Annotated in this window: 20 protein-coding genes; 4 read left to right on the top strand and 16 right to left on the bottom strand. The window is 59.9% G+C overall.

From position 1 onward, the window contains the following. Window positions 1-143: 143 nt before the first annotated feature. From amaB to hglS, 3 genes are all read right to left on the bottom strand, one after another. On the bottom strand, window positions 144-1,682 hold the full coding sequence (gene amaB, locus ACZ9BX_RS16740) for an L-piperidine-6-carboxylate dehydrogenase (protein WP_476218997.1): 1,539 nt from the start codon (window positions 1,680-1,682) through the stop codon (window positions 144-146). Between the two features lie 43 nt (window positions 1,683-1,725). Continuing rightward, the gene (locus ACZ9BX_RS16735) at window positions 1,726-3,009 is read right to left on the bottom strand and encodes an NAD(P)/FAD-dependent oxidoreductase (RefSeq protein WP_476218996.1); all 1,284 of its coding nucleotides are present in this window, start codon (window positions 3,007-3,009) and stop codon (window positions 1,726-1,728) included. A gap of 67 nt (window positions 3,010-3,076) precedes the next feature. Beyond that, on the bottom strand, window positions 3,077-4,507 hold the full coding sequence (gene hglS, locus ACZ9BX_RS16730) for a 2-oxoadipate dioxygenase/decarboxylase HglS (protein ID WP_476218995.1): 1,431 nt from the start codon (window positions 4,505-4,507) through the stop codon (window positions 3,077-3,079). 91 nt (window positions 4,508-4,598) lie between these two features. Here hglS and ACZ9BX_RS16725 point away from each other — a divergent pair, with 91 nt between their 5' ends. The 3 genes from ACZ9BX_RS16725 to ACZ9BX_RS16715 all read left to right on the top strand — a co-directional run bounded on the left by ACZ9BX_RS16725 (window position 4,599) and on the right by ACZ9BX_RS16715 (window position 7,102). After that, the gene (locus tag ACZ9BX_RS16725) at window positions 4,599-5,492 is read left to right on the top strand and encodes a LysR family transcriptional regulator (RefSeq protein WP_476218993.1); all 894 of its coding nucleotides are present in this window, start codon (window positions 4,599-4,601) and stop codon (window positions 5,490-5,492) included. Window positions 5,493-5,564: 72 nt separating this feature from the next. Beyond that, on the top strand, window positions 5,565-5,801 hold the full coding sequence (locus ACZ9BX_RS16720) for an Lrp/AsnC ligand binding domain-containing protein (RefSeq protein ID WP_027512108.1): 237 nt from the start codon (window positions 5,565-5,567) through the stop codon (window positions 5,799-5,801). Between the two features lie 119 nt (window positions 5,802-5,920). Then, a complete protein-coding gene (locus ACZ9BX_RS16715; protein ID WP_476218990.1) occupies window positions 5,921-7,102 on the top strand; it encodes a glycosyltransferase family 4 protein in 1,182 nt (393 codons plus the stop codon). A gap of 17 nt (window positions 7,103-7,119) precedes the next feature. Here ACZ9BX_RS16715 and ACZ9BX_RS16710 read toward each other — a convergent pair whose 3' ends face one another. The 9 genes from ACZ9BX_RS16710 to epmA all read right to left on the bottom strand — a co-directional run bounded on the left by ACZ9BX_RS16710 (window position 7,120) and on the right by epmA (window position 19,929). After that, the gene (locus ACZ9BX_RS16710; protein ID WP_476218989.1) at window positions 7,120-10,425 is read right to left on the bottom strand and encodes an oligosaccharide flippase family protein; all 3,306 of its coding nucleotides are present in this window, start codon (window positions 10,423-10,425) and stop codon (window positions 7,120-7,122) included. An 80-nt stretch (window positions 10,426-10,505) separates the two neighbouring features. After that, on the bottom strand, window positions 10,506-11,690 hold the full coding sequence (locus ACZ9BX_RS16705; protein ID WP_476218988.1) for a glycosyltransferase family 4 protein: 1,185 nt from the start codon (window positions 11,688-11,690) through the stop codon (window positions 10,506-10,508). Between the two features lie 47 nt (window positions 11,691-11,737). After that, a complete protein-coding gene (locus tag ACZ9BX_RS16700; RefSeq protein ID WP_476218987.1) occupies window positions 11,738-14,215 on the bottom strand; it encodes a glycosyl hydrolase 2 galactose-binding domain-containing protein in 2,478 nt (825 codons plus the stop codon). Window positions 14,216-14,231: 16 nt separating this feature from the next. Then, window positions 14,232-15,194: a DUF1839 family protein gene (locus tag ACZ9BX_RS16695; protein WP_476218986.1), complete on the bottom strand. Its 963-nt coding sequence runs from the start codon at window positions 15,192-15,194 to the stop codon at window positions 14,232-14,234. 8 nt (window positions 15,195-15,202) lie between these two features. After that, window positions 15,203-16,111 carry an amino acid--[acyl-carrier-protein] ligase gene (locus ACZ9BX_RS16690; protein WP_087001840.1) on the bottom strand — a complete coding sequence of 303 codons (909 nt, stop codon included), beginning with the start codon at window positions 16,109-16,111 and terminating at the stop codon, window positions 15,203-15,205. Window positions 16,112-16,116: 5 nt separating this feature from the next. Continuing rightward, entirely contained in the window at window positions 16,117-17,298 is a 1,182-nt protein-coding gene (locus tag ACZ9BX_RS16685) for an acyl-CoA dehydrogenase family protein (protein ID WP_476218985.1), read from the bottom strand. After that, window positions 17,298-17,549: an acyl carrier protein gene (locus tag ACZ9BX_RS16680; protein WP_027512100.1), complete on the bottom strand. Its 252-nt coding sequence runs from the start codon at window positions 17,547-17,549 to the stop codon at window positions 17,298-17,300. Before ACZ9BX_RS16680 ends, ACZ9BX_RS16685 begins: the two co-directional genes overlap by 1 nt. 266 nt (window positions 17,550-17,815) lie before the next feature. Continuing rightward, a complete protein-coding gene (locus ACZ9BX_RS16675; protein WP_476218983.1) occupies window positions 17,816-18,868 on the bottom strand; it encodes a lysine-2,3-aminomutase-like protein in 1,053 nt (350 codons plus the stop codon). After that, window positions 18,865-19,929: an EF-P lysine aminoacylase EpmA gene (gene epmA, locus ACZ9BX_RS16670; RefSeq protein WP_476218982.1), complete on the bottom strand. Its 1,065-nt coding sequence runs from the start codon at window positions 19,927-19,929 to the stop codon at window positions 18,865-18,867. The genes ACZ9BX_RS16675 and epmA overlap by 4 nt, the downstream gene beginning before the upstream one ends. Window positions 19,930-20,080: 151 nt before the next feature. On the opposite strand from epmA, the gene efp reads away from it, so the two are divergent. After that, window positions 20,081-20,650, top strand: coding sequence for an elongation factor P (efp, locus tag ACZ9BX_RS16665; protein ID WP_027512097.1), 570 nt, complete (start codon window positions 20,081-20,083; stop codon window positions 20,648-20,650). Between the two features lie 56 nt (window positions 20,651-20,706). On the opposite strand, the gene ACZ9BX_RS16660 is transcribed toward efp, so the two are convergent. From ACZ9BX_RS16660 to ACZ9BX_RS16645, 4 genes are read right to left on the bottom strand one after another with little or no spacing between them, the layout of a single operon-like run. Beyond that, window positions 20,707-21,435: an SIS domain-containing protein gene (locus tag ACZ9BX_RS16660; protein ID WP_476218980.1), complete on the bottom strand. Its 729-nt coding sequence runs from the start codon at window positions 21,433-21,435 to the stop codon at window positions 20,707-20,709. Window positions 21,436-21,450: 15 nt separating this feature from the next. Next, window positions 21,451-22,602 (bottom strand): N-acetylglucosamine-6-phosphate deacetylase, encoded by a 1,152-nt coding sequence (gene nagA / locus ACZ9BX_RS16655; RefSeq protein WP_476220052.1) that lies wholly within the window; start codon window positions 22,600-22,602, stop codon window positions 21,451-21,453. Continuing rightward, entirely contained in the window at window positions 22,602-23,633 is a 1,032-nt protein-coding gene (locus ACZ9BX_RS16650) for an SIS domain-containing protein (protein WP_476218979.1), read from the bottom strand. The genes nagA and ACZ9BX_RS16650 overlap by 1 nt, the downstream gene beginning before the upstream one ends. Next, window positions 23,630-24,403: a GntR family transcriptional regulator gene (locus ACZ9BX_RS16645; protein ID WP_476218978.1), complete on the bottom strand. Its 774-nt coding sequence runs from the start codon at window positions 24,401-24,403 to the stop codon at window positions 23,630-23,632. The genes ACZ9BX_RS16650 and ACZ9BX_RS16645 overlap by 4 nt, the downstream gene beginning before the upstream one ends. Window positions 24,404-24,504: the final 101 nt, after the last annotated feature.

Here is a 24,504-nt window from a genome sequence, read left to right as displayed (position 1 = left end):
TTATCAATCAACTTTAGAATTATTCTATATTGTTTGAGTGGCGGTGATCACCCGCGGCTGTGGCAAATGCCGGATTCGTTGAGCAAGAAAGGGAGATGGCGGGTCACCGTCATCGTCCCTTTCCGATCCAATGTGTTCGTAGGTCACTCGACGTCGAACTTGACACCCTGAGCGAGCGGCAGCGTTTTGCCGTAATTGATCGTGTTCGTCGTGCGGCGCATGTAGGCCTTCCAGGCATCCGAGCCGGATTCGCGGCCACCACCGGTTTCCTTTTCGCCACCGAAAGCACCGCCGATTTCGGCACCCGATGGACCGAGGTTGACGTTGGCGATACCGCAATCCGAGCCGCGGGCGGAAACAAAGGTTTCGGCTTCACGCATGTCGTTCGTGAAGATCGACGATGAGAGGCCCTGCGGCACGGCATTGTGCAGTTCCAGCACGTCATCGAAATCCGTGTACTTCATGACATAGAGAATCGGTGCGAAGGTCTCGTGTTCGACAGGGCCGGTTTGCGACGGCATCTCCACAAGCGCCGGACGCACATAGAAGGCATCGGCAGCGCCGTTTTCGACGCGCTCGCCGCCCGTGATCTTGCCGCCAGCCGACTTTGCTTCGGACAAAGCCGACTGCATCTTCTCGAAGGCTGCCTTGTCGACCAGCGGACCGACAAGCGTAGCGTTTTCCAGCGGGTTGCCGATCGTGACCGAGCCATAGGCCTTCTGCAGGCGCGGCACGAGTTTGTCGTAGATGCTCTCGTGCACGAAGAGACGGCGAAGCGTCGTGCAGCGCTGGCCGGCGGTCCCCATCGCCGAGAAGGCAACGCCGCGGAGCGTCAGATCGAGATCCGCCGTCGGGCAAATGATGGCAGCATTGTTGCCGCCGAGTTCGAGAATTGCGCGGGCAAAACGCTGCGACAAGCGCGGGCCGACGGCGCGGCCCATGGCCGTGGAGCCAGTTGCCGAAACCAGCGGCACCTTCGGATGATCGACGAGAACTTCGCCCACTGCGCGGCCGCCGATCAGCAGCGTCGAGAGGTTCGCCGGCGCCTGCCCGCCCTCAGCGACGAAACGCTTCAGCGCCTTTTCGAACAGCGCCTGCACGGCAAGTGCCGTCAGTGGCGTCTTTTCCGACGGCTTCCAGACAGTGGAATTGCCGCAGACCAGCGCCAGCGCCGCATTCCACGACCAGACGGCGACCGGGAAGTTGAAGGCCGAAATGATGCCGACGACGCCGAGCGGATGCCAGCTTTCCATCATGCGGTGCTCGGAGCGCTCGGTTGCAATGGTCAGGCCATAGAGCTGGCGCGAAAGGCCGACCGCAAAATCGCAGATATCGATCATTTCCTGGACTTCGCCGAGACCTTCGGACGTGATCTTGCCGACTTCGATCGAAACAAGGCGGCCAAGTGCCGGCTTGGCGGCGCGAAGCTCTTCGCCGAGCAAGCGGACGAGTTCGCCGCGCTTCGGCGCCGGAACCGCGCGCCATGCGGCAAAAGCGTTGTGCGCTTCGTCGATCGCCTTTTTGGCATCCGCGACGGAATGCTCCTTGAGCCGGCCGATTTCCTTGCCGGTGACCGGCGAAGTGACACGCAGGGTGCCGCCGGTATAGCGGGCCGCATCGACACCGAGTTCGGAAAGCACTTTCTTCGTTTCGGCTGCGAGATCGAGTGTAGCAGTGGTCATTGTCGTGTTTCCAACTTTCTTCTTCTTGATTGCGAGCTTTTACTCAAAAGCGCGCGTCGGCGAAGTGGGCGACCTGGGCGCCGGCTTCGTACCATATTTCCTTGAGCGCGCGGAAGCCGGGCTCCCGCAGGTCCGTAACCGGCAAGGGCAGGTCGGCCTCCGCGATCCTGCCCAGTACATGGTGCGCCAGCGTACGGCCGAATACCGTGCCAGGCGCAATACCCCGGCCATTATAGCCGCAGAAGCCAACGACATTCGGAGCGAACTTGTGAAAGCGCGGCAGCGCATTGTCGGTCATGCCGATCTTGCCGTACCATTCGTATTCGAACTCCACGTCGCCGATCTGCGGAAAGAGCCTCTTCAGCGAGCGCTTCGCCCAACTTCTATGAACTGCAGCGCCGGTATTGCGCAACGCCCCGACACTACCGAAAACGAGGCGCCCGGCATGATCCATCCGGAAAGAGGACAGGATCTCTTTTGTATCCCAACAGCCTTCGCGGCCGGGCAAGATCGCTTTGCGCAGAGTATCGCCGAGCGGCGGCGTCGCGAGATTGAAATAGGGAAGATGTACCTGCTCGCAACGCACTTGTTCCCACGGCCCGGTGCTGTAGGCGTCCGTCGCGACGATAATCCAGTCAGCGGTCACCTGCCCGCTCCTGGTCTTCACCGTCCATCGGCTGCCGTTTTGTTCGGTTGCGATAACAGGGCTCGACGTATAGATCGAAATGCCTGCCCTGACAGCCGCATGCGCCAGACCCCGCGCATAAGCGAGCGGCTGCAGTGTTCCCGCGCGCATATCGAGCAGCGAGCCGGCATAGGCGCTGCTGCCAACGCGACGTGCGGTCTCGGCGGCATTAAGCAGCGTCACTGGGGCCTGGCGCGCGGACCACTGCGCAGCACGCGCCTCAATTTCCTTCAATCCCTCCGCGCCGACGGCGCAATGCAGCGTGCCGTTCTTTTCAAGTTCGCAGGCGATATCGTGCTTTTCGATCAGCTCCATGACAAGGCGCGGCGCGTGGCCCAGCATATCGAGCAGGCGATCGCCGTAGGTCTGCCCGAGAATGCCAGGCAGATCGTCCGGCATCACCCACATGCCGGCATTGATCAGTCCAACATTGCGGCCAGCCCCGCCAAAACCGATCTCCTGAGCCTCCAACAGCACGACCTTCGAACCGGCTTCGGCAAGATGAAGACCGGACGACAGCCCCGTGTAGCCGCCGCCGACAATCACCACATCGGCCGGCACCGCGCCCCGAAGCGCGGATGTCTCCGGCGGCAATGGTGCGGTCTTTTCCCAAAGCCCGTGGGAGCGTGGATCATTCAGCATCGGTCAGTCCATTCCAAGCAAACGCGGCAGGCACTCTAGCGCCGTCCACGGCATTGCGGAAGCAGCCTCAGACAACGGTTTTCAGCTCCAGAGCCGCAACCCCCAGCATCGTCATCGCGGCGTCAACAGAGGCAGACTGGCGCTCGGCATAGAGCCTCAGCTCGTCCTGCACGGCGACGCCCAGTGCTTCTTCGAATGCTGCGCGGTTGGAGCGCGTCGCGTAGTTCTGCTGCTGATCTGTGCCGAGATTGGATTGAAAGATGCCTGCGGCACTGACCGGCAGGAAATCCTCATAGACGATCGGGTCGAAAGCCAGATAGCCGTCGGCGATCAGCGACTCAGTATCGCGCGGCAGCCTGCCCTCAGCGGCAGCCGCGATGCCGGCAGGCGTCGTGGAATAGTGGAAGAAGGCTAGCTCCTCGCGGCGCAGCGCGTCCCAACTGTCCGGCAACGATTTGAAGCGCCCCGTAAGCTCAGAATCATAATCATTGGCCTTGGCTCCCGCAGCACCGACCTGCACTTCGCTGCGGACGGAAGCAAGCAGCCGGTCGTAGAGCGCCCTTCCTTTCGCCGTCAGCGCAACGCCGCGCTGCTCGATCTCCCCGAAGCGGGCCGTATGCGTGCCCTGCGTCTTGTCCGCCTCGCCGGCGAAAGCGATCGGCTCTTCCAGCGCCTTGAAGCTCGTCTGACGCAGCAGGATATCGCAGTCTCGGCGCGGCGGACCTTCGATGACGGCCTTCGGCGTGATGCCGCGTTCCGGCATGCGCCGCTGTACGCCGTCGATATCGAGGGTACGTGGCGTCAGATGGTTGATATGAGGGCCCTTGAAGCTGACGACATCGGCAATCAGGCGATGCGCATCGTGCAGACGCTTGTAGGTTTCCGCACTCACAGTCGCTTCGCCATGCCAGCGGAAGGTTTCGAGCGCCTCGGCAACGAATTCGACGGCTTGGGCCTCCGTCAGGCCGCCGCCCTGCTCATGGTGCTCGATCAGTTCGATGGCACGCGGTGTATAGATCCGGCGCTTGGCCAGGATACGTTCCGCCTCGGCGCGAAGTCTCTGATCTTCGATCAGCTCAAGTCGCAGCAGCGAGGTAAAGACGCGAAACGGATTGACGTTGAGTGCGGCCTGGTCGACCGGCCGGAAACAGGTGGAATGCACCGGCACGCCCGCAACCGAAAGATCGTAGTAGCCGACCGCCTGCATGCCCATGACCGCGAAGAGACGGCGGATGGTGAAAAGCTCATCTGCCGTGCCGAGGCGGATCGCCCCATGGCGCTCGACATCGATGCGGTCGAGTTCACCCGCGCGGTCCAGCCGCTTGCGCAATTCGGGGTTCCCTGCCAATACCTCCGCATTCACGTCGGCCACAAGCTCTATCAGCGTGCCGTATTGCGGCACCTCCGAGCGATACATCTGAGACATCGCTTCGGTGAAAAGCGAACGGATGCGGTCGGTGGAAACGAAGGCGCTCGGCATGAAAGAACTCCGGGTCATTCCGATTTTGCAGGATAAAGTTCTTTACAAGGGCTTCAGCGCCATGAATATCGACGTTTTGGAAACAGATCATTCTCAATCGGAATGAACCATGCTGCCTTCACGACGTTTTCTGCCGTCGATTTCATTGCTCGCCGCCTTCGAGGCCGTCGCCCGAACCGGCAGCGTGACGACGGCAGCACGTGAACTCGACCTCACCCAAAGCGCCGTCAGCCGCCAGATTAAGGCGCTGGAAGAACAGCTCGGCGCTGAACTGTTTCTTCGCGAACGCCAGACAGTGCGCCTCACGCTTGCAGGCGACAGCTATGCGCGCGAGATCCGCGAAGCGCTTCGCCGTATATCCAGCGCTTCCCTGAACCTCCGCGCCAATCCGCATGGTGGAACGCTGAACCTCGCCATCCTGCCGACCTTCGGCACCCGCTGGCTGGCACCGCGCCTCGGCCGGTTCCTGAGCCAGAACCCGGGCGTGACCATCAATCTCGTCACCCGGCTGTCCTCCTTCGATTTCCGGCTCGATTCCATCGATGCCGCGATCCATTTCGGTCATCCGCAATGGCCGGGAGCGGAACTCACATTCCTGATGTCGGAAAAGACGGTTCCCGCCTGCAGCCCGGAATTCTTGAAGCAACACGGCATCGTCAAGGCGGAGGATCTTCTGAATGTTCCTCTTCTGCATCTGACGACGCGGACTGACGCTTGGGAAAAATGGTTCGCGGGCAACGGCGTCGCCTTCCAGAACGTGCACGGTATGCTCTTTGACCAGTTTGCGACTGCCGCACAGGCAGCGATCGCCGGTCTCGGCGTAGCGCTGCTTCCGACATTTCTCATTCAGGACGAACTGAGGCGCGGTGATCTTGTCGCAGCGATCGACCGGGAAATGGAAAGCAGCGAACGCTATTATCTCGCCTATCCTCCCGAGCGGGCCGACTATGCACCGCTTTCAGCCTTTCGCGGCTGGATCATCGCCGAAGCCAAAGCGGGATAACGGAACGTCTTGCATCGGAAGAGCGCTTTCGAGCATTATGCGCCCAATCAGATTTTTTCGCAGGAAACCCCCATGAAGCCCATTTTCGTCCAGCTCCAATGCGCGCCCGGCAAGACCTACGACGTTGCCGACGCAATCTACAAAACGGAACGCGTCTCGGAGCTTTATTCAACGAGCGGCGACTACGACTTGCTTCTGAAGATCTACATCGAAGAGGGCCAGGATATCGGCAAATTCATCAACGACAACATCGCCAATATCCCCGGCATCGTACGGTCGCTGACGACGCTGACCTTCAAGGCCTTCTGACAGACGCGGTTAACCTTCTTCCGCAACAACCGCTTCGTCGGGCTCCTCGTAAACCGCGCTTTAACGCCATCCAGTATCTGGTCAGAGAGATGCGGCCATGTGGCCGGTAGGTGGGCGCGATGTCAGCAGTGGAAACAGAGACCGTCACATCATTGCCGAAGACGCACGCTGCGCCGCTGATCGTGCATGTCGTCCGCCAGTTCCTGCCTAACCGTGGCGGCCTCGAGGACGTTGTCGCCAATCTCGCCCGCCAGACGATTAAACACGGCTACCGCGTCCGCGTGATAACGCTCGATTCGCTCTTCACAACGCGAGACAACAAACTGCTGGCCCGCGAGGTGATCGACGGTATCGAGGTCGTCCGCATCTCCTGGTCGGGCAGCTCTCGCTATCCGATCGCACCCCAAGTCTTCCGTCACCTGGGAGATGCCTCGCTCATTCACGTGCACGCAATCGACTTCTTTTTCGATGCATTGGCGCTGGGACGTTTCCTGCACGGCAAGCCGATGATCGCGACCACCCATGGCGCCTTCTTCCACACACGGAAATATGCTGCGATCAAGAAAGTGTGGTTCCAGACGCTGACACGCATGTCAGCAAGGGCGTACAAACGCGTCGTCGGCTGCAGCGTTTCCGATCTGGAACAGTTTCGCAAAATCTCGCCAAAGACCAGCATCCTGATCGAGAACGGCGTGGACATCGGCAAATTCGCCGACGGCGCATCTCAAAAACAGCGGCGCCGCCTTGTCACCATCGGCCGCTTTTCCGTCAACAAGCGGCTGGATCATCTGCTGGATCTCATGGTCGCTTTAAAGGGGCGCGATGCGGCCTGGCATCTCGATATCGTCGGGACCGAATCCGATCTGAATCGTTCGGATCTCGAACGGAAGATCGAAAACAAAAGTCTTCGGGGAAGCGTCACGCTTCATATTTCGCCGGATAACGATAAGACTCGGGAGATCATCTCGAACGCCTCGATCTTTGCCTCGGCTTCGGAATACGAAGGGTTCGGCCTGGTTGCGCTGGAAGCCATGAGCGCAGGGCTGCTGCCGGTCCTGAATGCCAACGAGGCCTATACCGCTCTTGCAAACCGGCACGACCTCATCACGCTTGCCGATTTCACCAGCCCTCAAGCGGCCGCCGATGCAATCGAAGCGGCCTACCGGCGACTCTCCTTCGAAGGGAATGCATTGCGCCAAGCCCTGCTTGATGCTGCCCGGGGATATTCCTGGGATGTAGTCGCCGAACGTTATATCGACCTCTATAAATCTCTAGCGATCGGCGCCGCCACCAAGACCTGATCCACGTGGGATGCCGCTCAAGCCTTGGCGAGACGAAGGATCTCATCGAGCACGATGCGGCGCGATTCCGGCGGCGTCAGATTGTGGTCGGCATTCTGCAGCATCAACATCCGCACATTCGGATAGCGCGACAGCTTGCGACCGCCAGGGCCGAAATGGAAATACATATGGTCAAGTCCTACGTCGCCTTCGCTATAGATCAGCGTCAAAGGCACCTTGCGCTCGCCGAAGAGCGTGAATGATTGCCGGACCTCGCGGGCGATATGCCCCCGCTCGGGAAGCAACTCGATCAGCGGCGCGATCCTCGGCGACAGCCGGCGACCGGCGGCGATGAAGATATTCTGCAGCGCCGCAAACACGTCCACCTCCCCGCGCAGCAGCCGCTTCATTGTATCCAGCCGGGCAAGCCGCTGGCCGTAATCGTCGAAGCTGCGGGGCACCGAAACGACGTGTTCCTTGCGAACCGGCATCTTCGGGTCCCAATAGTAGACGAAGGGATTGATCGAAATCACAGCCTTTAGCCTTTCGTCGGCGACCCCGGCACGGAAAGCAAGATAGCCGCCGCTGCAGCGGCCGGCGACCATGACCGGTCCCGAAGTGAACGTCTCGAGCAGGTCGAGTGCAGCGATCGCATCATCCGTCTGGCTAGCTGAATAGAGGACCTGCTCAGGCGCATCCGGACGCGGCACGCTGTCTCCGACGTTCGCCGAGTCGAAACGTAGCGAGACGATGCCTTGACGCGCCAGCTCGCGGCTCATGTCGACCGTCGTTCTGCCCCAGCCCGCATGCCGATCGTAAGCCGTCGACATGAAAAGCACCGCATTTCCCTTCGCCTGACCAAGTGGCCTGCTAACGACGCCGACGAGATGGTCATGACTTCCGAAGCGCACCGGGATTTCTTCGAATCCGTCGCCGACGAGCGCCTGGTTCTCAAGCACAATGGGATAATGGCTGGAGGAGAAAGCCGTCGTCTTTTCAAGCCATTGCGTTAGAAAACCCACGACGGCCATTGGCGTCTTGGCAAAGAGCGGATTGGTTGCCAGCTCGTCATAGCCTTCGAAAACTTTCTGCTCGACATTCGCGCCGAGCGCCTTCAGGGCTTCTGCAAAGCCGGTATCTTCAGCGCGCGTCGGACGTTCGACGATCAGGTAGTTCGGCGCGGCAAGGCTCTGCGGCGAGGTTATCTTGAGCTTCCCGATTTCGGCGGCGATTGCCTCTGGCATGATCAGGCCGGCGATCTGTACCATATCACTCTGGACGTGCTCGTTTCCGAGGCCGAGATCTGCATGAATGAGCTTCGACCACATGTTGACTTCGCGGAGATAACCTCGGCCGCTCAGGACCGGCGCGAGCATGACGACGCTGTCCACGTCCTCGATCGCATGACCGATTCGATGAGCGAGCGTGGCGCCAAGACCCTGTCCTATAAGGATGATCCGGTCGCATCCGCTGAGCGACTTGAGTTTTGCTGCAGCCGCACGGATCGAGTTTTCCCAAGTCTCCAGCCTTGCCGGCAGGGCGCCGAAATCCAGCGCATCGCCAGTGCCGCGGTAGTCGAAACGCAGGCTCGGCACGCCGATATCCGAGAAATGTTCCGCTGCGACACGAAAGAACTTACGGCTGCACATTTCCTCGAAGCCCCAGGGACTGACGAAGAGAACCGCAGCCGAGCGCTTGGTAGCCGCAGAGCTTTCAGGCATGAACAGGCCAATCGTGCCGTCAAAGACGACCGGTAGGGCAGCGCTGCGCCCCGCCCCCTCGGCCGGCTCCTGTGAAAATTCCTCGTCGGAGGGTGTGTCATTTTTCCGGCCGTTCGAAGACGCCGTGATGAAATCGACCGCACGCCTTGCAGGCACCTGAAGCAGCATCGGCACCTTGTCGAGGATAGAGCGGATCACCTCGATGTCTTCGTGCGGCACAGCATGAAGGACCCTCAGCGCAGCAAAATAGGAGAGCGCTCCACACGCAATAGCAGCGACAAGTCCGACAGGACCTTGAATGAAGGCTAGCACGGCGAGAGCTCCGCAGGCGCACAGAATCGAGGCCAGAGTGACCTTGATCAGGCTGACATAGAGTCCTGAAAGTCGATATCCAAATCCGGTTTGCTTGATCATCATAACCGACATCGCAACAAAGACGGCTATGCGCACGAGCGCGGCACCCTCGGCTGCAAGCCTAGGTACAATCAGTAAACAACCCACTACCATTACTAGGCCACCAATCACACTGATGGTGAGACGGGCGCGGGCTCTGTCCATCGACAGCAGGTAGAGGCTGAGGATCTGCATGCAGGTATAGGCGGGAGCGACAAGCGCCAGCAGGGCGACGACCGGCCCGCTCCGGCGGAAAGCCTCGCCGAACACCACCACCACGAGCTCGCTGGAGATTGCGGCGAGCCCCAAACTCATCGGCAGGACGATATAGGCCATGCTGCGCGTGACCGCCGAGAAGACTTCCACCGGAAGCGTCGAGTCGTCGCTTTTGTGCCGCCGCTCCGAATAATAGGGCAGCAGGCTGCCCGTCATCTGGATGGGAAGCTGCAGGGCGATATTGGCGATCGACAGACCGACAGCATAGTAGCCGACCATCTCCACCGACCAGAATTGCTGCAGGAACAAAAGTTCGAGACGGTTGAGAAAGATGGAATCGATGATGAACTGAATCGACAGGATGGCCGACGACGAGGCGAGATATTTCAGCGAGATGCCGCACCAGTCGCGCTGGGCGAGAAGGACCGGCAGCGTAGCAATAAAAAGCACAAGCTGGCCGGCGGCATAACCGATCAGGACGCCTTCGACACCATGAGTGACCGCGCCGATGGCTACACCGACCAGCTGGATGAGGGAGACGACGACCGTCAGCCGAAAGAAGGCGCCAAGCCGCTTCTCGCCGATCAGGTAGAATTTAACGAAGGAGCCGATCGCCTGGATGAAGAAGAGGATACCCGTCACCAGCGCAACGGAGGGCGCGGTTTCCGCCCAGTGCATTTCCTCCGATGTCAGGAAAAAAGCGGCATAAAGCGCCAGAAGCACTATCGTCGAACAGACCATGAAGGTGACGAGGATGGCGGCAAAACCGCGTCGCCGCCTTTCATCAAACCCTTGGGCGGATAGCTGCGGCAATGTCTTGAGCAGGGTGATGCTGGAACCGAGTTCGGCGATTGAAGCGCCGATCACCACCAGCCAGAGGGAAAAGGCGACGATGCCGTTGGCTTCGGGACCGAGCATGCGGGCGGTTATGATCGAGGAAACGAAACCGGTCAGAAGCAGCAGCATGCCTGCAGCCCCATTCATCATCGAGTTTCCTATAATTCCTTTCGACATCTATCCATCCGCCTGAAGGCCGGGTTGGCCCGGATTAAATCACCCTTAAAGTGAAAATGTTAAAACAAAGCAGAGCAGCGTCAGCTTGGCTGGCTGCGCGTCATCGCAAGCGCCGAAAACGCCTTCTCGTAGGTATGCGCCGCCAGATAGCTCAACAGGAATGTACGGGCGTTTTCAGCCTTTTGCCGGGCGGCCTCGGGCGCGAGAAATATCTGCCTCAGATGCGCCGCGGCCTGCTCCGGCGAAGGGTCTGCCCAGACCGCGTTTTTCAACCGCGCAAATTCCGGATGTTCATCCGCCACCGGAACAAGAGGGGACTCGACCAGCCAAGTATTTTCGGAATCACAGAAATCCACCGTGCCCGACCAGTCGGTGGAAACGACCGGTGTTCGCTGCATGATAGCCTCGGCGACCGTCAGGCCAAAGCCTTCGGAACGGTGCAGTGAAAGATAGGCATCGGAATCCCGGATAAGCCCGTTGATTTCGGAACTTGTGAGGTTGTCTGTGACGACCCTGATTCGGCTGCTTCCCTCGACGGAGCGCGCGAGCGCCTGCAACCCCTCGTCCTTGCCGATATCGCCACTGGTCTTCATCAGCAAAAAGGCGTTTGGGTACTCGGCGCTGAAGATCTGGAAGGCTTTGATGACCGCCTGCGGGTTCTTTCGATTGATTGACGAGCCGGCGCTGAAAATGAAACTGACGAGAAAGGCATTCTCCTCGATGGCGAATTTCCGACGAACGCCTTCGGCGGCGGGTTTTTCCGTTACCGGATGCGGGACAATGATGACGGGTGCGGACGTAAACGGCTGGATCGCCCGTTTGGTGAATTCCGACGGGACGAAGATCGCATTCATGTAACGCATGGCGTTCCGCCATTCGGCCGGCACTTCTTCCAGTTCCCAGGCCCAGTAACCGATATTGAAGGCACGAGGAAAATTCCCAATACCTTTCCTTAGGATAGCGCGCGGCAACATGGGGGGATTGAGATGCCAGATGCGCGTACCCGGACGGGTGGCTGGCACCCGTGACGGCGCCCATTCGACAAGCGAGCTCTCGCCTGAACGTGTGCTGACATCAGCAGATTGGATGCCAAGTCCTGAATCAGACAAGGCGCTAACGCACAGCCGAGCGGATTCCCCGACCCCCGCGGCCATGGAAAAATAGCCCACGACCTCCAACGGCTTGTCGGGATCGAAGGCGAGACGTGATTTCGGGACGAGCCGCTGAAGTACATGGGCGCGGAGAAAGCGGTACGTCGTTCTCAAGCTGCAGCCTTTCCGGTTGTGTCGATCTTGGCCTTCTGCATGGACCGTTAAGCCTGAAGCCCGAAACGGCGCGAACTGCCTAGACTTCTGACATCGCCCGTCGGCACTTCATCTTTCGCCATCCCGCGGATGGGTTGCAGCTGGACGCGCTTGGAAGTGCCGGGCGCGAGGTGGAACCAATCCTCATCCACCCGGAAACCATCGACATCGAGATGCACCGATTGTGCCAGCCGATCGGTCCTCAGATCGATTAGCCAGGCATCGCCATCCCTTAGGACCGATGCCTCGATCGTCGCGTCATGAAGCGCCTTCGACCGTCCGAGCGGGAAATGGAATGCTTCGGCAAGAAGGTCGCCATCGGCGGAGCGCAGCCGCGCGACGGTCACGTCATGGGAAGGCGGACCGAAACGGAAAGCATAGGTCGTGTCAAAAAATGCACCGAAGAGCTCGGTTGCCGCGAGTTTTTCCTTGGATCTTGGCGCGATTGCCAATGCACGGCTGCCGCCGACGGCCCTCTGCTTGCCGTCTCGCAGGCAGACGACTTCAAGTTCAACCGGCAAGCTTTCGCCGGTCTCATTGATGACATGGACGTCGAGGCCGTTCGTGCCCTCGTCCGTCAGCAGCACCTGAACCGTGCGGAAGGCGCGGCGCATGGCATACCAGACGGGCTTCGGCTCCCCGGTGGAATCGACAACGCCCCAGCCGGGACCGGGCAGAATATCTTGAAGCGTCCAGACAAGAGCACCATTGCAGTTCGAACCCTTGCGCCGCCATTCGGCGAAGGTTTCCGTTAGAACCTCGCCGGTGACGGCACGGGACAAATCGAGATAGTGCTCAGGATTTTCGCGGCGCAGCGCCGCTGGGTCGACGTCATAAAGTTCCTTCAGGTAGAAGTCGCGAACATCCTCGAAATCCCAGGAGGCACTTCGATCGCGCGGAACGCGAGCCTTCCACAGCGGACTATGGACCGCCGGGACATCCAGATGCCGCCGCAGCGTCTTTTGCTGCGGAACATGGGCGAAGGCGAGGCTTTCGGCGGCAAAGCGAACATCGGCGCGACGGGCGTCCTCGAGCGGGCGCATGTAGGCGCCGACGCCGTAAAAATGCGTAACGCCAGCATTTGGCGAGAAAGGCATGGCCCCACCATGAGGGGAGTTCGGCACATAGGACACATCGGGGCGCATACGCGCTGCAATCGCCGGAATGACGTCCTCCGACAGGGGGTTGTTCCAGAATTCCTGCGGTAGCCCAAGCATCGCGGCTTGCTGATGAATCTCGCTCCCGCCGCAAAGAACCGCAAGCGAAGGAGAGGCCTGGACTCCATGAAGGAACCCTTCGACCTCTGCATGGACATGGCCCATGAATGATTTGTCGCTTCGCGGATAGTCGAAATTGGCGAACATGAAGTCCTGCCAAACGAGCATGCCGAGTTCATCGCAGAGCCCGAAGAACTCTGGCGTCTCATAGGCCATCGTGCCGCCGATGCGGATCATGTTCATACCCGCGCCGGCAGCAAGGCGCAGGAAGGGCTCGTAGTCCGCGCGCACACCCGGCAGTCGAACGATGTCGGCCGTCGTCCAGACAGCACCACGGCAGAAGACGGGCTCGCCATTCACCCGAAGGCCGAACCCGTTGCCATCGACACCATGATCGATTTCGATCCGCCGGAAGCCGGTCCTTCCGAGCGAATATTCGGTGCCATCCGCAACGAGCATCGGTCCGTAAAGATGCGGGGTCCCATGCGTATGCGGCCACCACGGCGTGACCTGCGGAAGCTTGAGGATCGCCGAATAATGATTTCCGCCGACCTTCTCGAATTTTTGCTCCACCTCTCCGCAGCGAAACAGCATCTCGGGATTTTCAGCGTCCGTGTGCAGCGAAACGCTGAGACGGCCGATGCCGCTCTCTTCCAACACAGCCCGGATCGAGACGTTGTCGATCGACATCACGCTGCGGCGGACAAGCGTAATCGGCCGCCAAGGACCGACAGCATGAATTTCGGGGCACCAGCCAGGCATATAGCCAAGCAACGTCGTGCGAACATTCTTGAGCCCTTGCGGTACTATCATCTGGGGACGCCAGCGGGCACGGGCGCCGGGCTCCGTTAGACGGGGACCGAGGGCACGGAAGCAAAGGGCGACATCATCGCCGCCCAAAAGCGTGACCGGGATCTCATGCGCCGCAAACATGCTCTCGGAAAAAAGGATTTCCTGGCCGTTCAGAAAAACATGGCAGAGCGTCGCAAGCCCTTCAAAACGAAGGATAGCATCGCCAGGCACGGCGTCGAAGAGCCTGCAGACATACCACGCGTCCTTCGTATTCAGCGGCTCCGGATTTTCGCGATCGAAGAGACCCGCGCGCTCCAGAGCGTCAGCCACTGTACCGGGAACGGGCGCGGCAATGAACTTCGAAGAAGGCGGAATGTCGCGCGGCGTCGCGCAGGTTCCCGGTTCCGTCAGAACCAGGTTCCAGCCTTCGGAAAGCAAGACCTCTTCGGCACCGACGCTCGCCAACCGCCCCCGCATGCTCAAGCCCCCGGTATCAAAGCCGATCGGAAATCGACGTCATCATGGCATCCCACGCATCTGCCGCCGGATCAAGCGCCGTCTGCAATGGCTCGAACTTCCTGCGCGTGACGGCACGGGCAAGCTGGAATTGTACCGACTTCGCCACTTCGGAGATGCGCCGGGCACTCTCTTCGGCTTGCACGAACTTGCCCCGCGAAAGCCACGCGAGATGATCTGCAGCCAGCTCGAAATTGGCGCCGAACTGTCGCAATGTGTTGAAGGCGTATTTGTGAAAGAAGCCGAAAGGCCGCTCTGCGACAGCCTCCACCTGCTGCGGGAATTGTTTGGCGAAGGCGCGGATCGGATTTTCGGCGGGCCGGCGCGAAAAATGGACCTTGAAAAGACGGCCAGCCACATCCCGAATATAATTCTCGCCGGCAAACGTTCGCGGAAATTTTGCAAATTCGGTATAAGGCAGGAAGGGCCGATCCTTGTCCGTCAGTTGCGCTTGGAAGAGACCGTCGAAATCCTCACCCTCGAGTTCAAAATAGCCGGCATTGTGAAAATACTCGACACGCTTCGCGGCAGTGTCCAGCCGATTGATGGCCACAGTCGTCTTGCCATGCTCGGAACGATAGGCCGTGCCCTGAGTGTCCGGCATATAGAAGGAGTCCATCTCGATCAGGCAGAGACGGCCCCGCCCGATCTGCGTTTCGATGTGACGCTCGACGCGGTCGAAGATTGCGAGTTCGGTGACACGGATGTCGTAGAGCGCCTCGAGATCTTCGAGCGGCACCTTGAAGAAGGTGAACTGATCCCCCTCGAAATCCTGCGTCAGCGTGAAGCCGAGCATCGCTTCAGGCGGCAGACCTAACGTGTTCAGCACTTCGATCCAGAGGTCGATATAGCAGTTTGTTTCCGGCCACATGCGCTCGCTGGAGTGCAGTGCATGCTGACGGTAGCCATCTGGGCGGATGGCCAGGAAGACGGAGGACATGAGACCGCTCAGCCCCAGAGCGCGTTGCGGACATCCGCCGGCCATTCCTTCACGTCGAGTCCGTGATGATGGAACAGCGCAAGCGCGATGCGCTCGAGACCGAAGCCGACGCAGGCAGTGTGTGCGACGCTGCCGTCTTCGAGATTGAGACCCCACTTCTGGCCGAAGGAGTCCTGATGATAGTTGAAGCTCATGCAGGCCGTCGGCTTGGCGGTCGATGTGATCGGGATCAGCAGCTCGAACTTCAGGTTTTGATCACGCTGGTTATTGACCATCATCTTGCCCGCGCGGCCGAAGAATGGGTCATTGGCGACGTCGATGACGACTTCGAGGCCAACCTGCTTCATCATCTCGACACCGCGATCCATCCAGCGCTGGCGGAAGTCGGTGACGTGGCTTTCCGTGCCCATGCAGACATATTCGCGCATGCGGAAAAGCTGCTGGCGGGCGGGGTCCTTCGATGGTTCATGGCGGAAGCAATAGGACTGCAGGTCGAAGAGACCGCCTTTGGCAGGCAGATTGCCGCGCTTGGCGATCACTGGGTAAAGCGGATAGCAGGCGGCCGGCGTAAGCACGATATCCGTCGCTTCCTGGCCCTTTGTCCAGTCGTCGCCGACTTCTATGCACTGAAGCAGGCTCATGTGGTCAAGTTCGCTGCCGCAGAAGCTGTGGACAGTGCCAGCAAGCTGCGGGAAGCTTTTCATGTAACCACTCTTTTCGAAGAGGGCACGGTTCATACCGGGCGGAAAGCGCATGGCTTCGGCACCATCGGCACCGCCGAATTTGTCGATCAGGCGCTCGAAGGCAGTAATCACGTCTTCGAACTGTCCGCTGCGGCCATAAAGACCATCGATACCGGTATCGATCAAAAGGCCGGATTCGAAGAGCCGGTCCAAAAACGAGGTCTGCATATCCATGACTGTCACCCCAATAGGCTAGTGTCCTGCTTGTGGACGAGAAGCATGCTCGACGTGTTGCCGAGGATGCGGTCATTCGAGATCATAAGCTGTGCGGAATGGGCGTCGCGCAAATGACGGCCGAGGCTGAAGGGCGTCCCGTTCTTGTAGCCCATGATGCCGCAGATCAGCATGGCGTGGTTGACGATCTCCAGGATCGTTTTCGACGACGCAATCTTCACGTTGTTCATTGCCACCGCAAAGCCCATCGAGGAAAGCTTGTCCGGATCGGCCTTGGCATCTTCATAGGCTTTGAGACCGGCCACGACGTTCGATTTCACCATCTGCAGCAGGTTGGAGACTTCGGCGAGCCGCAGCGCACCGGGAGGTGGAGTACCGGGAGACTTGCGGGCGGCGGCGCGGACAAAAGCCTGCGCGCGGGAAACGGCATCGACCGCGATGCCATACCACACGCCGCTCCAGAGCAGGTGCGACGAAGCGAGCATCGATTGTGCGGCGATCTCGGCGAAAGGCTTCGGCAGGATCTGAACGGCGGGCGCTTCCCCCTTGAAGAGGAAGCCGTCGGAGCAGGTGCCGCGCATGCCGAGCGTATTCCAGACGTGCGTGCGCTCGAGCGTGTATTGGTCCTTGAGAAAGGCGGTCAGAACTTGATCGGAGGAGGCAGCCTCCGGATGGCTGCGCGAGGTAACAAGGATCGCGTCGGCATGCGAGCCGTAGGAGATGACGGTCGCGTCCTTTTCGAGACGGCAGCTATCGCTGCTGACTTCGATGGCGCAGATGCTGTTGCGCAGGTTGCCGCCGATACCGCCTTCGGTTGTCGCCGATGCGATCAGCAATTGCTCGGCCGCGATGCGCCGCATGAAGCCTGCATGCCATTCGCTTTCGGTACCGTGCTCGGCAACGCTCGAAAGCTTGATGTGGTGCATGGCAAAAACCATGGCACTCGCGGCGCAGGCCTGGCCGAGAACGGAGCAGAGTTCGGCGATTTCGGTCGTTGAAGCGCCCTCGCCGCCGAGATGGCGCGGCACCTGAATGCCGAGCAGCCGCTCGGCTTTCATTGCGTCGACAGCCTCGCGCGGAAAGCGGCTTTCGGCGTCGACATCGTCGGCATATTTCGCGGCGATCTCGGCAACGCGCGCCGTTCTGACGGTAAAACTCTCTTCCGTGATTTTGACCGGAAAGTTCATCACGCGACCTTCCGGTTGTCCTTGATGATATCGACGGTTTTTTCGATCGCGGAGATGCTGGCAAAGGACTTGCGGTTGAGGAGATTGTCCGGGAATTCGATATCGAAGGCTTCTTCGATACCGAGCATGAGTTGCACGGAAGCAAAGGACGTTAGACCAACCGCATAAAGATCGGCGTCGTCGGCCACCTGATCGATCGAAACGGGCAGCTTGCCGAATTTGGCGAGCAGTTCGCGGATTGTCTTGTTCATCCTTAGCACCTCCAAGATTGTCATGATCCCGAGCTGGCGATTATCGCCTTCATCATGAGCGTTCTTTTAGGCCGGAAAACCAAATATTCCGCTAACTTGTCTGGTTAAATATGAGGAAGACTCGCACTTAAAATCTTAGCAAATACCTTGCCGCAACAGCTTTTATCTTTTTCGTGACAGATACTTAGCCGTTACTCCTGCCGCAAATGATAAAATTGGTATCCGGGGTGAAAGTGCGGAAATGAGACGTTCGTGTTTGCTTTCTGTCACTCGGAGGGAGGGTAGGAATGTTCGCCGCCCCGGTAATCCGACACGGAGAAGCAGCCATCCGCGCTCTTCCGGATAGCGCTCTCGCCGATCACTGCTTTCCCGTAACCACCTGGAATATCAAGAATATAGGCTGGCTGACAGAGGCCCGAGATACGGCCGCGCAGCGAAGAAACGATCTTCTGACCCTCCTCGATCGTCAGCCGGAAATGGCTGGTGCCGGGTGCCAGATCGGGATGATGCAAGTAGTAAGGCTTGATACGCGTCTCGACGAAGGCCTTCATCAAATCTGCCAGAACAGCAGCATCGTCGTTCACGCCTTTCAAAAGTACGGACTGGCTGATCATGACGAGACCGGCATCTACGAGCCGTGCACAGGCTGCGCGGGCCTCGCTTGTCAGCTCGCGCGGATGATTGGCATGGAGCGCGACATAAGTTGTCTTGCCGCTCGCTTTCAAGGCGGCGATCAATGCGGCATCGATCTTCGGCGGATCGACAACGGGTACGCGCGTGTGGAACCGGACGATCTTCACATGATCGATAGCTGCAAGCTCCCGCGTGATCTCATCAAGCCGCCGCGACGAAAGGACGAGCGGGTCGCCGCCCGTGAGGATTACTTCCCATATCTCCGGATGGCTGCTTATATAGTCGAAAGCAGCCTTCATCGCCGCCGGCTCAAGCGTGCCAAGGCCTTGAGGACCGACCATCTCTCGCCTGAAGCAGAAGCGGCAATAGACCGGGCAGACGTGCACGGCCTTCAGCAGCACGCGATCCGGATAGCGGTGCACGATGCCCTCAACCGGGCTGTGCGCATGATCGCCGATCGGGTCGGCGCGCTCCTCAGGCGTTGCAATAAGCTCGGCTGTATCGGGCACGAATTGACGCGCGATCGGATCGACCGCATCGGTCCGATCGATAAGTTTGGTAACGGTTGGTGTCAGAGCGATCGCATATCGTGCGGCCACCTCTTCCAATGCCTGCCGATCGCGATCGGATACCAACCCGGCATTCGCCAGGTCATCGACGCTTTTGATCGGCCGGACGATATTCATCGGCCGTACTCCGCAACCGGCGTCCAGAGCACCTGGTCGATACGCGATGCGCCCGTTGCCAGCATCACTAGCCGATCGAAGCCAAGCGCAATGCCGCTTGCCTCCGGCATGATCGAAAGCGCATTAAGGAAATCCTCGTCGACCGGGTAGCGTTCACCGTATATGCGCGCTTTCTCAGCCATCTCGATCTCGAAACGGCGGCGTTGTTCTGCCGCATTGGTAAGTTCGCCGAAGCCGTTCGCCAACTCGACACCGCAGGCATAGAGCTCGAAACGCTCCGCCACTCGCGGATCGCGCGCCGAGGGACGGGCAAGTGCGGCCTCGGAAACCGGGTATTCGTCAAGAATGGTCACCCGCCCGAAACCTAAGTGCGGCTCTATCTTTTCAACAAGCGCGCGGCTGAAAAGATCAGCCCAGCTGTCGTCGGCAGAAACGCGGATGCCATTCCGGCGCAGTTCGGAAGCCAAATACTCCCGGTCAGTCGATCCATCTGCGGCGATCGACGCCAGCAGGTCAATGCCTCCATAGCGCTCGAATGCCTCTGCGACACTGATGCGTTCAGGCCCAGCAAAGGGGTCGGTCTCGGCGCCCCGGTAGGCCAGCTTCGGCGTCTTGATGGTTTCGGCGGCCAGCGCCAGAAGCCGCACGCAATCCATCATCAGCGTCTCGTAGCTTTCGCCAGCACGATACCATTCCAGCATCGTGAATTCGGGATGATGCAGCGGGCCGCGCTCGCGGTTGCGATAGACATGCGCGAAGCAGGCAATGCGTTGCTCGCCGGCCGAGAGCAGCTTCTTGCAGGCAAATTCCGGCGAAGTGTGCAGGTAGAATGGCGTCGCCTGTCCGTCTGTCGTCAGCGCCTCCGTTGCGAAAGCGTGCAGATGCGCCTCGTTTCCCGGCGAAACCTGCAGTGTCGCCGTGTCAACCTCGATGAAATCCTCGCGAGCGAAGTAGCCGCGCAGCGCCCCCTGGATTGCATTCCGCCCGATCAGGAAAGGGCGGCGATCCGCATGGACGCTCGGCGTCCACCAGGGAGACGCTTTGGCGCTGACAAGGTTCATACTCAGCTTTCTTCGTCTAGCCAGCCAATGCGAGGGCTGGCCTTTTGCCGGATTTTAGGTTAGTTGCGCCCCAACGAAAAACAATTTGCGTCATCGGGGCCTTTTCGACAGTCCCTCTACGACGCCAAAAGCCGAGTTACAAGGAAGTCTTATGGTCAAGGTCATCGCCTCTTCGGTCCGCAAGGGCAACGTTCTCGACGTCGACGGCAAACTCTACGTCGTTCTCACCGCGCAGAACTTCCACCCTGGCAAGGGCACGCCAGTCACCCAGGTGGACATGCGCCGGATCGTTGATGGCGTAAAGGTCTCCGAGCGCTGGCGCACGACAGAGCAGGTCGAGCGCGCCTTCGTCGAAGACGTGAACTTCCAGTTCCTCTACGAAGACGGCGAAGGCTTCCACTTCATGAACCCGGCGAACTACGACCAGGTTGTCGTCGACAATGAAACGATGGGCGACCAGAAGGCTTACCTCCAGGAAGGCATGACGTGCGTTCTGTCGATCCATGAAGGCATTCCGCTGGCGATCCAACTACCGCGCCACGTCACGCTCGAGATCGTCGAGACGGAACCGGTCGTCAAAGGGCAGACGGCGTCTTCCTCCTACAAGCCGGCAATGCTTTCGAACGGCGTGCGCACCATGGTGCCGCCGCATATCAACGCCGGCACCCGCGTCGTTGTCGCAACGGAAGACAACTCCTACGTCGAACGCGCCAAGGATTGATCCTTCGGACATGTCAGACAGAGAGGCCGGCCTGACGCCGGCCTTTTTTGTTGTGCTTAGAGATGAGGATTACGCGGCCGGTATTTCTTGACGAGCTGCTGGTTGACGGCAGCAGCCCCCGGCATGTTGGCGCTGAGATAGACCGGTGCATCGCCGGACTTCGAAAGCTCCGCCGCGACCTCCGCAAAGATCGCATTCAGCACCGTTGCTCCGACTGCCGTCGACACCGGGCCGACCTTGAGGCCGCTTCCAGCCAGATCGAGCACGGCATCGCCGGGCGGAAGGCCGTTGTCCAGCACTACATCTGCGATATCCGCGAGCCGCCGGCGGCCGTTGGCAATCGCGCTTGAGTAGGCAAGCGAGGTAATGGCAATCACCTTGGCGCCGATCTCGCGGCCATAATCCGCAGCCTCGATCGGTGCGGCATTCACGCCCGAGTTCGAAGCAATGACGATGACATCGCCCGGTTGCATGCCGTAGCGCTCCAACACCGGACGGACGAGACCCTCCGTGCGCTCATAGACTGAGCTGATGACCGCCCCCTCGTGCAGCATGGCAGAGCCGACCAGAACTGGCACGGTGAAGGCCAGACCGCCGGCGCGATAGTGCACCTCCTCAGCCAGCATATGCGAATGGCCAGTGCCGAATACATAAACGCGCTTGTCGTCACGTGCCGCATCGAGGATTGCTGCGGCCGCCTTCGCCATCGGTTCTTCAAGACTTTTCTTCAAAGCCTCCAAACGGCCGATCAGATTGGAAAAATAAGCATCCGTAACCGCGGTCATGGCATTTCCTTCACTTCAGGCCGCTTCGCCGCCGATCCAAGTGGCAGTAACTTCGATCGCATCCGTCAGATGCACGAGGTCGGCGCGCGCTCCCGGTGAAAGATGGCCATAATCATCGAGCCGGAGAGAGCGGGCCGGATAAAGCGTTGCCATGCGCAGTGCCTCGGAAAGCGTCAGATCAAGATAGGTGACGCCATAGCGGATGGTCGACGCCATATCGACATCGGATCCGGCAAGCGTTCCGTCCGAAAGCACCAGCTTCGAGCAGAAGCCCCCCTTCTCACGCCGAACGGTGCGGCCGTTCAATGTGAACGTATCTTTTTCGGATCCAACCAGCGACATGGCGTCCGTCACGAAGAAGAGCTTACCCTCCCCGCGCTTGGCACGAAGTGCCGTGCGCAGCGCTTTCGGATCGACATGGTGGCCGTCGGCGATGATGCCGCACCACGTCGACGGATGGTCGATCGCGGCCCCGACCAGACCCGGCGCGCGATGGCCCATCTGGCTCATGGCGTTGAAAAGATGAGTGACGCCGCGCGCACCGGCATCGAACCGCTCTTCCGCGGCTTCGCTGGAACAATCCGAATGACCGATGCTAACGATGACGCCGGCTTCGCTCAGTTCGCGAACTTGCGCGACCGTCACCTGCTCGGCCGCCATTGTCACGAGCAGCGTACCGATGGCCTCGCGGGCGCGGATTAAGGCTTTGACATCCCTGTCTTCGACCGAGCGCATCAGTTCGGCAAGATGCGCACCTTTACGGGCGGGTGCCAGATGCGGACCTTCCAGATGAAGGCCGGCCACGCCGCGGTTGGTTTTGACCGCATCCTTCGCTGCCTCGATCGCCGCCGCCGTCGCCTCTGCCGTATCGGTGATCAGCGTCGGCAGCAGTGCCGTCGTGCCGTAACGCCGGTGCCCCTCGGCGATGATATGCATTGACGATGCCGACGGCTCATCGTTCAGCATACGCCCACCGCCGCCATTCACCTGCGCATCGACGAAACCTGCCGAAAGCACGCCGCCGTCAAGCAAGATCGTCTCGCGCTCGGGCAATCCGTTGCGCGGAACGATGGCCTCGACCCGGCTATTAGTAACGATCAGCGCTTTTCCGTCGTGGAACCTCTCGCCGTCGAAGATGCGGGCACCGGTGAAAATCTTGCGGGGCATCATATCGTCTCCGTGACTTTGAGCAGGTTCGCCGGCTTATCCGGATCGAAACCCTTGCGGCGCGTAACCGACTCGATCAGGCGATAGTAGACGAGAAGCGACACCAGCGGATCGAGCAGGCCGTTGCCCGTCGTCGGCACGCGCAGATTGACCCCGGAAAGCGGTTGCGCCGAAAACGGCACCGTCGTTGCGCCGAGCTTCTGCAACCGTTCCAGCGCTTGAACGTTGTTGGCATAGGCCGCATCGTCGGGCATGAAGGCGACGATCGGGAAACCCGGCTGTACGAGACGCATCGGGCCATGCATCAGTTCGGCCAGCGAGAAGGCTTCCGCGTGAAGGCCGGACGTTTCCTTGGCTTTCAGCGCGGCCTCAAGCGCGATCGCGAATGCCGGACCGCGGCCTGCTGTATAAAGCGAGGTCGCATCGAAGAGCACGTCTTCTGCGGCACCTGTATCGATACCCACAGTCGCCGATAGAGCCTCCGGCAATTTCTCCAATGAGGCTTGCAGATCAGCCTTGCTGCCAATCGCAGCCGTGACGCCGGCAAGCGCTGCGACCGAGGCAATGAACGACTTGGTCGCGGCAACGCTCTTTTCTGCACCCGCATTGAGGTCCAGAACGATATCCGCCTGCTTCGCAAGCGGGCTGTCAGTGACGTTCACGACGGCGATCGTCTTCGCGCCGCCGCGTTTGGCGGCTTCCTGAAGGGCGACGATATCCGGGCTGGCGCCCGATTGCGAAACCGTGAAGTGAACGCCACCCTTCAGCTGCAGAGGTGTACCATAGACAGACGCGATCGATGGGCCGACAGAGGCCACGGGAACACCGGTGGTGATTTCAAAGAGATACTTGAAGAAGGTTGCGGCATGGTCCGAAGAGCCGCGCGCGGCCGTCGTCACGACGCTCGGACGAGCCGAGGAAAACAGCTTGGCGATCTCGGCGAACACCGGCTTTTCCTTTTGAAGCAGCGAGGCGACCACGTCCGGCGACTGACCCGCCTCCTGCAGCATCAGCGACTGGTTCTCACTCATAGGTCATCTCCAATTCTCAGTTCGGCTACGAAATCATAGGCATCGCCGCGGTAATGCGAGCGGGTGTATTCCACGACGCGCTGATCTTCCAGGCGGGAAATCCGTTCGATCAAAAGCGCCGGCGCACCGGTCTTCACATTCAGCATCGAGGCCGAGGAAGGGTCGAGCGTCACGGCGGTTAGCCGCTGCAGAGCACGCACCGGCCTGTGGCCGCTTGCCGCCAGCGCATCATAAAGCGATCCCTCGCCGCCAGCATTGTTGCCGAGGAACTTGACCGGCACAACTGCCCGTTCGATCGCCAGCGGCAAGCCATCCGCAAGGCGCAGACGATCCAAGCGCAGAACGGTCTCATCCTGCCCCAAACCGAGGAGGAAGGATTCTTCCGGCGACGGCGAATTGATCGTACGGGACAGTATCCTTGCCGCCGGCGAACGGCCACGTGACCGCATATCGGCCGAGAAAGACGAAAGACGCCAGAGCGGCTGCTCCATGCGCTCGACCTTGCTGGAAACGAAAGTACCGCTGCCGTGTCGCGACTCCAATGCACCGGAACTCATCAGATCACGATAGGCGGTCCGCACTGTCACGCGGCCAAGCTTCAGGGCCTCGGCGAGGTCACGCTCTCCGGGAAGAGGCGCCCCCGGCTTAAGAAGGCCTTCCTGAATGAGGCCCGTCAAAGCCAGTGCCAACCGCTTGTACAGCGGTCCCGCCATCACGTCATCGCGCAGACCGCGGGCATTGAGCTCCGCTACCAGACTGGTTCTATCCATGGATAGGCAATAGAACCTATTTAGAACCACTTTTCAAGTTGAATCTATATAGGCAAAATAAAACCCTCGTGACGGGGCACGAGGGGTCAAGGGCGAAGCAA

The organism is Rhizobium sp. USDA 3886, from assembly GCF_056279785.1.
The sequence above is the reverse complement of the archived record's forward strand: the minus strand, read 5'-3'. Positions and strand labels throughout refer to the sequence as shown.

What these genes read in the sequence shown, in the direction of transcription:
- ACZ9BX_RS16725 (WP_476218993.1), top strand. Translation starts at nt 4,599, where the DNA reads ATGCTGCCTTCACGACGTTTTCTGCCGTCGATTTCATTGCTCGCCGCC.
- nagA (WP_476220052.1), bottom strand. Translation starts at nt 22,602, where the DNA reads ATGCCCCGCAAGATTTTCACCGGTGCCCGCATCTTCGACGGCGAGAGG.
- ACZ9BX_RS16675 (WP_476218983.1), bottom strand. Translation starts at nt 18,868, where the DNA reads ATGAATATCGTCCGGCCGATCAAAAGCGTCGATGACCTGGCGAATGCC.
- ACZ9BX_RS16690 (WP_087001840.1), bottom strand. Translation starts at nt 16,111, where the DNA reads ATGGATATGCAGACCTCGTTTTTGGACCGGCTCTTCGAATCCGGCCTT.
- ACZ9BX_RS16680 (WP_027512100.1), bottom strand. Translation starts at nt 17,549, where the DNA reads ATGAACAAGACAATCCGCGAACTGCTCGCCAAATTCGGCAAGCTGCCC.
- ACZ9BX_RS16650 (WP_476218979.1), bottom strand. Translation starts at nt 23,633, where the DNA reads ATGAGTGAGAACCAGTCGCTGATGCTGCAGGAGGCGGGTCAGTCGCCG.
- ACZ9BX_RS16695 (WP_476218986.1), bottom strand. Translation starts at nt 15,194, where the DNA reads ATGTCCTCCGTCTTCCTGGCCATCCGCCCAGATGGCTACCGTCAGCAT.
- hglS (WP_476218995.1), bottom strand. Translation starts at nt 4,507, where the DNA reads ATGACCCGGAGTTCTTTCATGCCGAGCGCCTTCGTTTCCACCGACCGC.
- ACZ9BX_RS16685 (WP_476218985.1), bottom strand. Translation starts at nt 17,298, where the DNA reads ATGAACTTTCCGGTCAAAATCACGGAAGAGAGTTTTACCGTCAGAACG.
- ACZ9BX_RS16715 (WP_476218990.1), top strand. Translation starts at nt 5,921, where the DNA reads ATGTCAGCAGTGGAAACAGAGACCGTCACATCATTGCCGAAGACGCAC.
- ACZ9BX_RS16720 (WP_027512108.1), top strand. Translation starts at nt 5,565, where the DNA reads ATGAAGCCCATTTTCGTCCAGCTCCAATGCGCGCCCGGCAAGACCTAC.
- epmA (WP_476218982.1), bottom strand. Translation starts at nt 19,929, where the DNA reads ATGAACCTTGTCAGCGCCAAAGCGTCTCCCTGGTGGACGCCGAGCGTC.
- ACZ9BX_RS16660 (WP_476218980.1), bottom strand. Translation starts at nt 21,435, where the DNA reads ATGACCGCGGTTACGGATGCTTATTTTTCCAATCTGATCGGCCGTTTG.
- ACZ9BX_RS16700 (WP_476218987.1), bottom strand. Translation starts at nt 14,215, where the DNA reads ATGCGGGGGCGGTTGGCGAGCGTCGGTGCCGAAGAGGTCTTGCTTTCC.
- ACZ9BX_RS16710 (WP_476218989.1), bottom strand. Translation starts at nt 10,425, where the DNA reads ATGTCGAAAGGAATTATAGGAAACTCGATGATGAATGGGGCTGCAGGC.
- efp (WP_027512097.1), top strand. Translation starts at nt 20,081, where the DNA reads ATGGTCAAGGTCATCGCCTCTTCGGTCCGCAAGGGCAACGTTCTCGAC.
- ACZ9BX_RS16735 (WP_476218996.1), bottom strand. Translation starts at nt 3,009, where the DNA reads ATGCTGAATGATCCACGCTCCCACGGGCTTTGGGAAAAGACCGCACCA.
- amaB (WP_476218997.1), bottom strand. Translation starts at nt 1,682, where the DNA reads ATGACCACTGCTACACTCGATCTCGCAGCCGAAACGAAGAAAGTGCTT.
- ACZ9BX_RS16645 (WP_476218978.1), bottom strand. Translation starts at nt 24,403, where the DNA reads ATGGATAGAACCAGTCTGGTAGCGGAGCTCAATGCCCGCGGTCTGCGC.